This is a genomic window from Fibrella arboris (assembly GCF_041321095.1).
In the GTDB taxonomy this organism is placed as follows: domain Bacteria; phylum Bacteroidota; class Bacteroidia; order Cytophagales; family Spirosomataceae; genus Fibrella; species Fibrella arboris.
In genome coordinates, this window is the sequence record NZ_JBGGWE010000009.1 from 127,005 (window position 1) to 139,393 (window position 12,389).

Below are 12,389 nucleotides of genomic sequence, written 5' to 3' on the forward strand. Positions count from 1 at the left end.
AAGTGGGCACCGGCCACGTTAATTTTCCTGCTGGAAAGGGTGTTTATCAGTTCGGCCGTAACCCGTTGACAGGTGCCTTAGCTGACGGATGCTGTGAATTGGGGTAGTTTGATTAGCGGGATGTACGCTGGAGGGTTATTGCTTTTCCCGGCGGTGCATTAGGGGCATGCTCCAGCTGGCGAATAAGGCTATCTTTCTGCTGGTTGGATCGCTGGCAGTCAACGAGTTGCTGCTGCCAGGCAACGTACCCAACCGGAAAAGCCGAGCCGCCCAATTCATATTCCTTGTTGCTACGCTGAAGACTTTGCTCATGCAGCAATACCCCGTTGAAGACCAGCGACAGGATGAGTGCCAGTCCGAAGCCATATAGTAAAACCGAAGGAGAATGTCGGCGTTGCATATCCTGTATCCATATTGAGTGACACAAAACAGCGACTCCGGTATTATAACCGCGTGAAAAGGAAATTAGAAAACATTAGAAAAGTGTAAAGGCGCAGGCCACTACCTGGCAGAACAGCCCACATGACTGTAAATAATACTATTTTTTATTTTATAGAGCCAACATTTAAACCTATAGCGCAGTAATCATAGCAGCTAAAGACCTCACCCCCGTTCTCTATGGCGGTCAGGGTACCATCAATGTGCCCTCGTGGAGGCCCGACCGCCAGAAAATAGCTTTGCTACCTAGTTAAATAGCCACTATTCCTCCCTTATACCTTCATGAAAAAACATAGCAACTACGGCAAATCGTCGGCCTCGAGAAGGCATTTTTTGCAGCAGATTGGCGCTACCAGCCTGGTGGCAGCGTCTTCCCCTTTTTCGTCGCTGACGGCACAGGCAAAAGCGGAAGAGCGTATCCTGCACTACGAGAAGCCGGTATCGGCCAATGATACCATCCGGCTGGGGGTCATTGGTTATGGCGTGCAAGGCCATTTTGATCTGAATACCGCCCTGAAAGTGCCGGGTGTTGAGCTGGCTGGCATCTGCGATCTGTATACGGGCCGCCTGGATAACGCCAAAGAAGCCTACGGTCCCCAGCTCTATACCACCCGCAATTATAAAGAGCTGCTGGCCCGGAAAGATATCGACGCGGTGATTATCGCCACCCACGATGTCTGGCATTCGCGCATCACGCTCGATGCCCTGGCGGCCGGTAAGCATGTGTACTGCGAAAAGCCGATGGTCTACAAGATCAGCGAAGGGTATCCGGTAATAGCCGCCGCCAAAAAATCGGGCAAAGTATTGCAGGTTGGTAGCCAGCGGGTCAGTAGCCTTGGCTATGCCAAAGCAAAAGAACTGCTGGCAGCGGGCGAGATCGGCAAACTCAACATGGTGAATGCCGTCTATGACCGGCAAAGCTCGATTGGCGCCTGGGAGTATACCATTCCTAAAGATGCCGATGCCATGACCACCGACTGGGAGCGGTTTATTGCCGTCACGGGCACCAAAATGCCCTACGATGGCAAAAAGTTTTTCTGGTGGCGGGCCTTCAAAGAAGTGGGCACGGGCGTAGCGGGCGACTTATTCATTCACCTGCTGAGCGGCACCCACTTCATCACCAACTCAAAAGGCCCCAAAAGCATTTACAGCACCGGTCAGTTCAGCTACTGGAAAGACGGCCGTAACCTGCCCGATGTGATGTCGGGCGTCATGCAATACCCCGATAGCCCCGACCATGCTGCCTTTCAGTTGACCTTGCAGGTAAACTTCATCAGCGGTACGGGTGGCCAGGAGGTGATTCGGCTGGTTGGTTCTGAAGGCATCATTGACGTGATGGGCAACAGCATCACCGTGAAACACAGCCTTATGCCCGAAGCCCCCGGTTTTGGTGGCTACGACTCGGTATTCACGTTCGCCAAGCGTATGCAGGACGAAATGAAGGCAGAATACGACGCCAAATGGACGGCAGATCAGCGCAAGAGGCCCAAAAAAGAAGATATCGTTTTCAAGGCACCCGATGGCTACAGCGACCATCTAGATCACTTCACCAATTTCTTCGACGCCATCCGAATGGGCAAACCCGTTGTGGAAGATGCCACGTTCGGGTTCCGGGCCGCCGCCCCGGCGCTGTCTTGTAATGCCAGTTTCCTGAGCAAAAAGATCGTACACTGGGATCCGGTGACCATGAAACTCGTGGTATAGTTGGTCGTTCTGCCAGCTAGTGATGCCCGTAAACAGCTGTTCCTACAAGTAGTTTCTCGTCGTGAGGCGACCTAACCCAAAGCAGCCGTTAGATCGCTTCACGACGGAAGTTGGCCATAGGTTGATAAGGTAGATCCAGACAAGTGATAGTGAAAAGGGGCGCACTAGCCTAGGCGAGCAGATTTCTACTAACGAGGGTCTGCTACCTGATGAGCCTGGTCGGGAAGGCACGAATCCCCTACGAAGACATGGTCTTTGGCAGGCCTGCCAAAGACCTCCCGTTTACCAGCCTGCTAACCAAAGGTATCGACCTTAGCAGAGACGGAACAGGTACGCTCTAGAGGCCGGGCAGATCGATACACACCTACACCCCAAACGAAGCAGGCTACCCACGCAGCGGAAAAAATAGACTACAGGCCCTACAACACGGCAGGCCTGCTGATCAACCAGGGTCTACCAAGTGAAAAAACGTACCCGTATGAGACACCTGTTTCCAGGGGTGATTGAACAGCCTGACGGATGCGTGGCTGGCCTGGTTTATGCCTGAGCGGGCAGGCTGATGGTGACGGTGGTTCCCTCGTTTTCTTCCGACGCGATCTGGATGGCGCCCTGATGCAGCTCAATGATCTTCTGTGTCACTGCCAGCCCAATACCGTAGCCCGGCACGCCCTGTACATTACTGCCCCGGTAAAGCGGGTTGAGTATATGGTCGGCGTCAGCTTTGGCAATGCCTCGTCCCTGATCCATTACGGTCACCGTGATTTGACCATTTTTTGATTCCAGCTGTACCGAAATGGCCTCGCTGGAATATTTACAGGCATTATCCAATACGTTCAGGAAAGCCGTTGTCAGCAACGATGCAATGCCTTTCACGGTCAGTGCTTCATCTTCACTGGTCATAAAATGAAGCGGTAGGGTTCGTCCCGGATATTTTGTCTGCACCTGCCCAATGGCCGTGAGCAGACAGTCGTCGACCTGGACGGCAGTCAGCGCCAGTGTGGCATCGCTGATTTTGGCTAATCCGAGCAGCCCATTGGTCAGGGCAATCACTTTTTTCAGTTCATCAATGGCCACTTCCATGCTCTCACGCCAGTCGGCCGGATCGTGATCGTAGCGCAGCGAGGTCTCCAACGTACCCAGCGTGTTGGTCAGCGGCGTGCGTAATTCGTGAGACGCATGAGACACAAAGCTGCGTTGCGAAACAAAGGCGTCTTCCAGCCGAAACAGCATCTGGTTGAACGTCATGGCCAGCTGGGCAATCTCATCACGGCGGTTTCCTTCATTCACCCGTTTGTGCAGGTGCGTAGCGGTGATCTGCTCCACTTCATCCACAATCCGGGAAATGGGCCGTAGTACCCGGCCTGAAAAATACCAGCCCGCCAGCACGATCAGCGCAAAACCCAGCAGGTTGGCCAGCAACAGAATCTGTTGCAACGTACCCAGCTTGGCGAAGCCGATCCGGTCGTAGCCAGACGCAAAAATGTAGAACAGTTGCCCCCGGTCGCGGTACGGAATCATGATCGACTCCAGATGCCCGCTTTTAAACTCGACCAGCGAGCCGGTGGCCAGCTGCGGTATTTTTTCTTTGTAGTAATCCGAGTCTTTCAGGCTCCGGTTGGTGAACACCAGTTTTTTCTGCTGGTCGTAAATACTGATCTGTTCTTCGACGATGGTGAGCAGGTCGGTGCGCACCATGTTCTTAAAAAAATCATCGTGCAGATGTCGCCGGGAGATCAGTACACGTCCGGTTACGCGGGCCTTTCCTTCCAGTCGGCTATAAAACTCTTCCTGCCGGTAGAGGGAATAGAAATACCAGACCAGCAGCGATAGGGTCACCTGAATGGCGGTAGCCAGCAGCGTAAAAATGATCGTCAGGCGATTCCGAATGAGCATGGTTGCGTTCTGGTCAGATTACCCTTCACGAAGCACGTAGCCCGTTCCAACGATGGTATGCAACAGCCTGGTTGAAAAACCCTTATCTATTTTTTTGCGTAAGTAGCTGATATACACGTCTATAACGTTAGTATTTGTATCGAAATTAAGGCTCCAGACCCGTTCGCTGATATCGACGCGGGAGATTGTTTTCCCTTTGTTCAGCATCAGGTATTCCATCAGGGCGTATTCGCGGGTGGTGAGGTCGATCCGTTTGCCGGCCCGGGTCACGGTTTTCGTATCCAGATTCAGCTCCAGATCGGCCAGGCGGAGAATCTGCTTGTGTTTAGGTCCGTTCCGGCGCGTCAGGGCACGCACGCGTAACAGCAGCTCCTGAAATTCAAATGGTTTGGCCAGGTAATCATCGGCCCCGGCATTGAACCCGTCAGCTTTGTCGGCCAGGCTATCCAATGCGGTGAGGATCAATACCGGTACCGTCTCATTCTCGGCCCGTATCAACCGGCACAGCTCAAATCCAGTGATGTGCGGGAGGTTGACATCCAGGATAATAATGTCGTAGATATCCTTGTGGAAAAGCGACAGGCCGATCCGGCCGTCATAGGCCACCTCGACCTCGTAGCCTTCGGCCAGCATGCCCTTGCGGATAAACGACGCCAGTCGCTCTTCGTCTTCAACTATAAGGAGTTTCATGAAAGACTGTCGTTGGGTGCACAAGGAACGTGAATACGCTTGGCAATAGAACGTACCTACAGCTTAGTACCCTGTTCGGCCCGGCTTCGTTCAAATCCCAGTTAAAATCAAGTAATGAAACACGAAATAAGGGCCGTTTTACCGTTGCGTCTACGTCCCGAACTCGTTTTTCAGGAGGCGCTAATGCCAGAAAAGCCAGTACGCCGTGGGTTCGTTCAGCTTTTTGGCGTAACAACCGGACCTGGTTTCTTTACAGAAAAACAGGCAAACCATGAACAATCAAGCGATTACCTTCCTGATTATGCTGCTGGCTTTGTCGCGGAACGGGTATTGCCAGCAACGGCTTGTGGGTGGCCCCTGCGAAGGCTGCGAAGCCATTCACGAAAGTCCGGTGCCCTTCGACAAACTGGCCAGTTTTGTAAAACTACCCGACGCCGCCTGGGCTACTAAAAAGCCGCTGGGCATTAACGGCATTGTGTACAAGGCGGATGGAAAAACCCCTGCACCGGGTGTCGTGCTCTACGTGTACCATACCGACGAAACGGGTCATTACGTAGCCAGAAAAGGTGCAACAGGCTGGGAACAACGCCATGGCTCGTTGCGTGGCTGGATGCGCACCAACGAAAAAGGCGAATACAAGTTCGTAACGCTGCGCCCGGCCCCCTACCCCGGCCATACCAACCCGGCCCATATCCATATCACGGTCAACGAACCGGGCCTCCCCGACTATTACATCGACGAGTTCGTGTTCGACGATGACCCGCTGCTCACCGCCACCCAGCGCCAAAAGCTGGACAATCGCGGCGGTAGCGGTATTTTGAAGCTGAAAGATGTGGGCAACATGTATAAAGCCGAGCGTCCCATCTACCTCGGCCGCAACATTCCGAACTACCCGGCCACGCAGTAGCTCAGGTACGTTGCTAATGGCACTGTATTGCTTGGTGCTATGTGGCTTCGCGCTATGGTGCTTCGCGAGCTAGCACCACAGCGCGGAGCCTAACTCATTCATCCCGGTTGCCGCTCACCGTAGCAGTAGCAGAGGCCGTCGGGGGCGACCACAAAAAAGACTTTCCAGGTGGCCGCGCCGTATTTTTGATAATCGTAGGTGGGGTTTTCTCTGGGCAGCCCGTTTGCCTTCAGTTCGGCAAAAGCCGCCTCGAGGTTATCGACCGCAAAGAAACAACCGTCCTGCGTGGGGTCGCCGCCGTTTTCGGCCAGGCCAAGCAGAATCGAATCCCGGGCAATCACCGCCGACGGGTAGGGCGTTTCGTTCCGGGACACCAGCCGGAACCCCATGACGGTTTCGTAAAAAGGCAGGGCCGCGTCGAGGTTGGCAACGGGCAGGTTCATCTGATCTTGCTGGTACGGCCAGACCTGGTTGATAGTAGCGCTCATGGCTTTACTGGGTCGATTCGTCGTTGGCAGGTTCGCATTCGAGTGAATGGCCAAAACGAAGTATATGGCCGTCGGGGTCTTTCACCAGCATTTCCCGCATATTCCAGGGTTCATCGGTGGGCGGCCTCACAATGGTAGCTCCGTTGGCTTTGATCGTGTCGTAATACGCGTCCACATCGTCGACCATCAGCGAAAGCCACGTGCCGGGGTTGCCCTGATCTTCCAGGCAGAAGAATAGCGCTACCTCGTCTTTCGCCACGCCGCCAAACGAAGGGGGCGATTCCCACTCCCATTGATCGGCGAAACCAAGTACGGTGGTGTAGTAAGCCAGACTCCGGGCCACATCGGTTGAATACAGAATGGGGATTGCTTTGGATAGTTTCATACAGGCGGTAGAGATGATTTGCATATAGCGCTGTAATAATAAAACCGGCACAACGTAACCTTCTTACGTTATGCCGGTTCGGGCTAAAATGTTGCGGGGCATAACCGCCGGGCGTCACTCACTGCGCAGACTTTTCACCGGGTCCATCAGGGCGGCTTTCACGCTTTGGAAAATGACCGTCAGGAACGCAATGGTCAGCGCGGCGAACCCCGCCAGGGCAAACGACCACCACGGAAACACAATGTGGTAAGCAAATTCATTGAGCCAACGCCCCATAGCCAGCCAGGCAATGGGCGAGGCGATCAGGATCGACACAACCACCAGTTTCAGGAAGTCTCTGGCCAGTAGGGCCACAATACTCATAACCGATGCGCCCAGCACTTTCCGCACGCCAATCTCTTTGATGCGCTGCTCGGCGGCGTAGGTCGCCAGCCCGAACAGACCCAGACTGGCGATGAAGATCGTGGCCAGCGCCACCCAGATCAGCAGGGTTTCGCGGCGGTGATCTTCGGCGTAGAAACGGGCCAGCTGCTCATCCAGAAAATGATATTCGAGCAGGTGCGTGGGGTCTATGCCCGCCAGAATACCCTTCATGCTGGCTAACGTTGCCGGTACGTCCCGGCCTTCGATCCGGGCAGTGAAATAGTCGATGTTATGCACCGGATTATGTTCGTAGCCCAACACCATCGGCGCAATCTTCTCGCGCAGCGATTGAAAATGAAAGTCTTTCACTATGCCCACCACCCGGGCATTGAAGGGCGTGTTGGCCTCGTTGAGTGGCCGAAAACTGCCGCCCATAGCCCGGGCCGGAATGGTTATCTGCTGCGACGAGGCCTGGGTGACACCCAGTAGTTTAGCCGCCGTTTCGTTGAGGATCACCGACGACGAATCGCGCAGGCCCGTAAAATTCCGGCCGTTGACCAGCTGCACTTCGAAGGTTTTCGTAAAATTCTCGTCGACGCCCAGCCAGTACGCCACCTTACCCTCGTCGGTATTGCCTTCAGTCTTGACCCGAACAGTGGGAATCGTTTTCCATTCGCCCGGCACCCGCGAGGTGGTCGATACCTGTTTGACCGTGGGAATACGGCTGAATTCCTGCTTGATGGTCTCGGCCCCGGCCCGAACCTTGCCACTGTTGATATCGACCACCAGCAGCAGTTCCTTATTGAAGCCCAACTGCTTGGTATTCATAAACTGAACCTGCTGGAAGAGCACGATGGTGGCGATGATCATCACCACCGAGATCGTGAATTGAAACACGACCAGCCCTTTCCGCAGCGACAGGTCGCTCCGGTTTTGTAGCTGGAGGTTCTTCAGTAACAACAGCGGACTGAATCCCGACAACAGAAAAGCCGGGTAACTCCCGGACACCAGCCCCGTAACGACCAGCGCGAGCAGACTATACAGCCAGATGCGGTAGTCGGTATGAAAACCAAGCGAGAGTTCTTTGTTGGTAAATTCATTGAACGCAGGCAGCAACAGGTTCACCAGCCCGACGGCCAGCAGAAACGAAATCGTGGTCACCACCAGCGACTCGGTCAGGAACTGGTGGATGAGGTGGCTCTGAAACGCACCACTAGCCTTACGAACGCCAATCTCTTTCGACCGGTTGGATGCCCGGGCTGTGGCCAGGTTCATGTAGTTGATGCAGGCGATCAGCAGCACAAACAAGGCAACGATCGCAAAGAGTTTGATATAGAGCAGCGCCCCCTGCCCCATCGCTTCTACGTTTCCGTTGCGGGCACCGTCTACAATGTTTTCGGAGAAAAGGTGCATGTCGGCCAGGGGTTGCAGTGTATACGCCACCGACGTACCTGGCTCGTGGCGCATATTGGCGTTGAGCAGCCGGGTGATTTTTGCCGCCGCTACGTCCGGACTGGCTTTCTCTTTCAGCAGAAAAAACGTCTGGAAGGTCTGCGAATCCCAATTGGCTATCCAATCGATAAACTCACTGTCGCTGCTGATGGTGGCTTCTGACACCACCGCGTTGACCGTAAAGCTCGAATTGCGGGGATGGTTTTTCAGGACGGCCGTGATTCTGAGCGGCTTGTTCAGTTCAAAATCGACCGTTTTGCCAACTACCTGGGTGCTGTTGAAGAGGCGCTGCGCGAGCTCCTCCACGAGGATGATGGTGTTCGGCTCAGTCAGTGCCGACTTTATTGATCCGTCAACCACCTCAAAATCAAACACTTCTAGTAAACCGGCATTTCCGAAGGCAATAGTTTCCTGAAACGAATTCTTGTTCGCCGGATTCGAGATGTTGGCCCGGCCCGTTCTGACAATGCGGGCGGAGTTCTCGATGTCGCCAATTCGTTTTTTCGCCTCTTCGGAAACCCTGAAGCTCGACGCGGCAATGGTCAGGTCTTCGGTCGGTGTCTTTTTGTGCTGAATGGCCCGGTAGATCCGGTCCGTTTTACGGTGTTGCCGATCAAAGGTCAGTTCGTCGAACACGTACAGCCCGATCAGCAGGAAGCACGCGATGCCAAACGAAAGCCCCGCCACGTTGAGTGTCGTGTAGAGTTTGTGCCGGCCCAGCGTCCGGAAAGAGATGGTAAGGTAGTTGCGGATCATGTCGCTGAAGGTTGGATTGGGGTATTCCTGGGGTTGGCGTCTGATGAATCGGGGCCGGATATAGGCCGGCACGTCCTGCCAGTAACGCTGTCTGGCCCGCGCCAGGCCCAGCCGCTGGGTACGTCGGTAAAAGCGTTCGTGCATATCGCCCAGCACCTCCTCGCGCAGGTGGGGCGCTATCAGCCAGTTGAGCAGTTTGTCAGGCCAGCGGGGTGGCCCGGGCCGCTGGGACGAAGGCCTCGGCTTGTTCATGTTCATGGCCTTACTCGGCCCGCAGGGCTTTCACCGGGTCTGTCAGCGCTGCTTTGATCGCCTGAAAACTGACCGTCACCAGGATGATCGCAACGGCCGATACCAACGTCAGCGCAAATACACCGACGCCGATGGCGATGCGGTAGGTATAGTCCTGCAACCATTTTTCCATGGCATACCAGCCCAACGGCGCCCCAATGACGAAAGCCACCAGCAGCAATTGACTGAAATCTTTGGTCAACAGCTGCACGATGCTGCCTACCGACGCGCCCAGCACCTTCCGCACGCCGATCTCTTTGGTACGCTGCTGGGCCGTGTAGGCGGCTAACCCGAACAGGCCGAGACAGGCAATAAAGATGGTCAGCACCGTAAACAGACTGGTCAATGCACCGGTCTGCTGTTCCTCGGCAAACTTGGCTTTATACGACTCGTCGGCGAAGGTGTAGGCAAACGGATAAGCCGGGTTATAGGTCCTGAACAGGTTTTCGGTAATGGCCAGATTGCGAACCGTTGTGTTGGCGGGGTTTAACCGAATGCTCATCCACGACAGCGGCATTGAGCCACCCGGCCCACCCACAATAACCGGGTTGATGGGGTCGTAGGGCGAGGCAAAGATGAAGTCCTTCACCACACCCACCACCTGCCAGTCGCGACTGTCGAAGTGAATCAGGGTGCCCAGGGGCTGTGTCAACTGCATTGTTTTCACCGCCGTTTCGTTGAGCAGCACCGCCGTCGAATCGGTCGGGTACCGGTAAACGTCGATGTCGCGCCCAATGAGCAGCCGGGTACCGGTGGTCTTTGCAAAATCGGCGTCGGCCGCAAACCGGTCGAACTCGATGTCTTTATCCGCCTTGGTGCTGCCCGGCCACGACAAACCCCACTGGCGGGTGTTGAGGCTGGTGATCGCGCCGAGCGATTGGCTGACCGAAACAGCCGCGCCACGCTGGATCAACTCCTGCCGCAACGCGCCATAATGCTTGCCCAACTCGCCCGACAAGGTGGTGAACAACAGGTTGTTCTGATCATATCCGCTCTCCCGGCTCTGGGCGAAATCGATCTGCTGCCTGATCACCACCGTAGCGATAATCAGCACGATGGCGACCGTAAACTGCGTCACCACCAGCCCCTTTCGAAGTGAGAATACCGAGTTTGCCGCCCGCGCAGTGCTTCTGACAATGGTTGCCGGTTGATAAGTAGCCAGAAAAAAAGCGGGGTACGTGCCGGCCAGCAGGCCCGTACAGACCACGAAGCCAAGAGCGCCCAGCCAGAACTGAACAGAAGTAATGTCCAGCGACAGCTGCTTGCCCGTAAGGGCATTGAACGCAGGCATGCACAGCACAACGATCAGCAGGGCTACTCCCCCCGACAGAAAGGCCAGCATCACCGATTCGCTGATAAACTGGAAGACCAGCGCTGCCTTCTGCGCACCAGCTACCTTCCTGATGCCGACTTCTTTAGCGCGTTTTTCGCTTCGGGCCGTGCTGAGATTAATGAAATTGACAGCGGCAATCAGCAGAATGAGCCCCGCAATAATCCCGAACAGTTGCACCGTCACGATGCGCCCACCGACCAGCTGCCCGTTGTCCTGTTTGGAATACAGGTGCCATTTGCTGGCCGGATGCAGGAAAATCTGTCGGTGCGATACATCGTCGATCACGCCCTTGAGGTGGTCGGCCGTCACGCGCTTTATTTTCGCAGCCGCCACCGCCGGATCGACCTGCTCCCTGAGCAGCACAAAGGTGTATTGATTGTTGGACGCCCAGCCGTCGGAATCCCAGCCGGGGGTAGCGAAGTACGTCCAGGGCAGCAGCAACGATACCTGGCTGAACTGCGTGTTGTTGGGTAGATCTTCGAGCACACCCGTCACCGAGAAAGCGTCTTTGTTGTCGAGCCGAACGGTTTTGCCCAGGGCATCGGCTGTACCGAACAGCTTCTCGGCCAGCGACTTCGTGACCACGATGCCGTTGGTTCCGGCCAGCGACGTTTCCCGATTACCGGCGATGAACGGCCAATCAAACAAGTGCAGAAAGGCCGGATCGGCAAAAGCGCCATCGACCGTTATCTTTTTGTCGTTTGCCGCCATCAGAAACGAGTTCGGGTGGTAACGGGCAGCGGCCTCAATATCGGGAAAGTGCTGTTTCAGTTCAGGCGCCAGCGGCCGGGGTGTGGTGCCCCAAACCTGCGCTACGCCGTTAAACGTATCCTGGTTATAGACCTGAAACAGCCGGTCAGTTTTTGGGAAGAAGCGGTCATAGTGCAGCTCGCTTTGTATCCACAGGAAAATAAGTGCGGAAGCTGCCATGCCAACGGCCAGCCCGGAGATATTGATGAAGGCGTGTCCTTTGGCCCTGGTCAGGTTCCGCCAGGCAATTTTGATGTAGTTCTGTAGGATGTCCATAGCTGATGGATTGGGAGATTCGTCGGGTTGTCGTCTGATGAAGCGGGGGCGTAGGTAGGCCAGCGTGTCGCGCCAGTAGCGTTGCCTGGCGTGGGCCTGGCCCAGCCGCTGGGTACGTCGGTAAAAGCGTTCGTGCATATCGCCCAGCGCCTCTTCGCGCAGGTGGGGCGCCACCAGCCAGCCCAGTAGCCGGGTGGGCCAGCGCGGCGGTCCGGTACCTTGGGGCCGATTGGGTGTTGGTGACGAGTCAGCGTGCATGGTGTTGGCGGGTCAGCTCCACGTCAGGATGGTCTGCGGTACAATGCGTTCCCACAAATTATTCCGCACAGCCCGTACTTCACCGAGCACCCGCCCGCCCAGGGCCGTTACGGTGAAAAGCCGCTTCCGGCGACCACCCCGTTCGGGCGTCGCTTCGCCCAGTTCAGACCGGAGGTAGCCCTTCGTTTCCAGCCGTTGCAGGGCCGCGTGAACCGCCCCGGTACTGATGGAATGCCCCGTTTCCTGTTCCAGCTCTTCGGCAATGGCCACCGAATACGCCGCGGGAACAAGAACGGCCACGGCCAGCAAAACCACCTCTTCAAACTCACCTAAATCACTTCGACGCATAGGAGACAACTACTAAGGTTGATATTATCTATTTCGGTATGTCAAATGCCTTGCCAA

General features: G+C 55.5%; 10 protein-coding genes. 2 read left to right on the plus strand and 8 right to left on the minus strand.

The genetic code is table 11. The features are described 5' to 3' along the window. Positions 1 to 112 precede the first annotated feature (112 nt). Positions 113 to 400: a hypothetical protein gene (locus ACAW75_RS16665; protein WP_370729875.1), complete on the minus strand. Its 288-nt coding sequence runs from the start codon at positions 398 to 400 to the stop codon at positions 113 to 115. 320 nt (positions 401 to 720) lie between these two features. Here ACAW75_RS16665 and ACAW75_RS16670 point away from each other — a divergent pair, with 320 nt between their 5' ends. After that, positions 721 to 2,142 carry a Gfo/Idh/MocA family protein gene (locus ACAW75_RS16670; protein WP_370729876.1) on the plus strand — a complete coding sequence of 474 codons (1,422 nt, stop codon included), beginning with the start codon at positions 721 to 723 and terminating at the stop codon, positions 2,140 to 2,142. Between the two features lie 537 nt (positions 2,143 to 2,679). On the opposite strand, the gene ACAW75_RS16675 is transcribed toward ACAW75_RS16670, so the two are convergent. Both ACAW75_RS16675 and ACAW75_RS16680 read right to left on the minus strand, forming a co-directional pair. Further along, complete coding sequence (locus tag ACAW75_RS16675; protein ID WP_370729877.1) at positions 2,680 to 4,035, minus strand: HAMP domain-containing sensor histidine kinase; 1,356 nt, start codon at positions 4,033 to 4,035, stop codon at positions 2,680 to 2,682. A gap of 18 nt (positions 4,036 to 4,053) precedes the next feature. Beyond that, positions 4,054 to 4,725, minus strand: a complete 672-nt coding sequence (locus ACAW75_RS16680) for a response regulator transcription factor (protein WP_370729878.1) — start codon at positions 4,723 to 4,725, stop codon at positions 4,054 to 4,056. 271 nt (positions 4,726 to 4,996) lie between these two features. On the opposite strand from ACAW75_RS16680, the gene ACAW75_RS16685 reads away from it, so the two are divergent. After that, positions 4,997 to 5,632: a dioxygenase family protein gene (locus ACAW75_RS16685; RefSeq protein WP_370729879.1), complete on the plus strand. Its 636-nt coding sequence runs from the start codon at positions 4,997 to 4,999 to the stop codon at positions 5,630 to 5,632. A gap of 98 nt (positions 5,633 to 5,730) precedes the next feature. Here the strand turns inward: ACAW75_RS16685 and ACAW75_RS16690 are convergent, their stop codons facing one another. From ACAW75_RS16690 to ACAW75_RS16710, 5 genes are all read right to left on the minus strand, one after another. Beyond that, positions 5,731 to 6,120, minus strand: coding sequence for a VOC family protein (locus ACAW75_RS16690; protein WP_370729880.1), 390 nt, complete (start codon positions 6,118 to 6,120; stop codon positions 5,731 to 5,733). A 4-nt stretch (positions 6,121 to 6,124) separates the two neighbouring features. Then, positions 6,125 to 6,505, minus strand: a complete 381-nt coding sequence (locus tag ACAW75_RS16695; protein WP_370729881.1) for a glyoxalase superfamily protein — start codon at positions 6,503 to 6,505, stop codon at positions 6,125 to 6,127. A gap of 114 nt (positions 6,506 to 6,619) precedes the next feature. After that, complete coding sequence (locus ACAW75_RS16700) at positions 6,620 to 9,328, minus strand: ABC transporter permease (RefSeq protein WP_370729882.1); 2,709 nt, start codon at positions 9,326 to 9,328, stop codon at positions 6,620 to 6,622. A gap of 10 nt (positions 9,329 to 9,338) precedes the next feature. After that, entirely contained in the window at positions 9,339 to 11,984 is a 2,646-nt protein-coding gene (locus ACAW75_RS16705; RefSeq protein WP_370729883.1) for an ABC transporter permease, read from the minus strand. A 12-nt stretch (positions 11,985 to 11,996) separates the two neighbouring features. Continuing rightward, positions 11,997 to 12,332 carry a PadR family transcriptional regulator gene (locus ACAW75_RS16710; protein WP_370729884.1) on the minus strand — a complete coding sequence of 112 codons (336 nt, stop codon included), beginning with the start codon at positions 12,330 to 12,332 and terminating at the stop codon, positions 11,997 to 11,999. Positions 12,333 to 12,389 lie beyond the last annotated feature (57 nt).

Excerpts from the sequence above, each read along its gene's own strand:
- ACAW75_RS16665 (WP_370729875.1), bottom strand. The coding sequence starts at position 400 with ATGCAACGCCGACATTCTCCTTCGGTTTTACTATATGGCTTCGGACTG.
- ACAW75_RS16690 (WP_370729880.1), bottom strand. The coding sequence starts at position 6,120 with ATGAGCGCTACTATCAACCAGGTCTGGCCGTACCAGCAAGATCAGATG.
- ACAW75_RS16670 (WP_370729876.1), top strand. The coding sequence starts at position 721 with ATGAAAAAACATAGCAACTACGGCAAATCGTCGGCCTCGAGAAGGCAT.
- ACAW75_RS16710 (WP_370729884.1), bottom strand. The coding sequence starts at position 12,332 with ATGCGTCGAAGTGATTTAGGTGAGTTTGAAGAGGTGGTTTTGCTGGCC.
- ACAW75_RS16680 (WP_370729878.1), bottom strand. The coding sequence starts at position 4,725 with ATGAAACTCCTTATAGTTGAAGACGAAGAGCGACTGGCGTCGTTTATC.
- ACAW75_RS16695 (WP_370729881.1), bottom strand. The coding sequence starts at position 6,505 with ATGAAACTATCCAAAGCAATCCCCATTCTGTATTCAACCGATGTGGCC.
- ACAW75_RS16705 (WP_370729883.1), bottom strand. The coding sequence starts at position 11,984 with ATGCACGCTGACTCGTCACCAACACCCAATCGGCCCCAAGGTACCGGA.
- ACAW75_RS16700 (WP_370729882.1), bottom strand. The coding sequence starts at position 9,328 with ATGAACAAGCCGAGGCCTTCGTCCCAGCGGCCCGGGCCACCCCGCTGG.
- ACAW75_RS16675 (WP_370729877.1), bottom strand. The coding sequence starts at position 4,035 with ATGCTCATTCGGAATCGCCTGACGATCATTTTTACGCTGCTGGCTACC.
- ACAW75_RS16685 (WP_370729879.1), top strand. The coding sequence starts at position 4,997 with ATGAACAATCAAGCGATTACCTTCCTGATTATGCTGCTGGCTTTGTCG.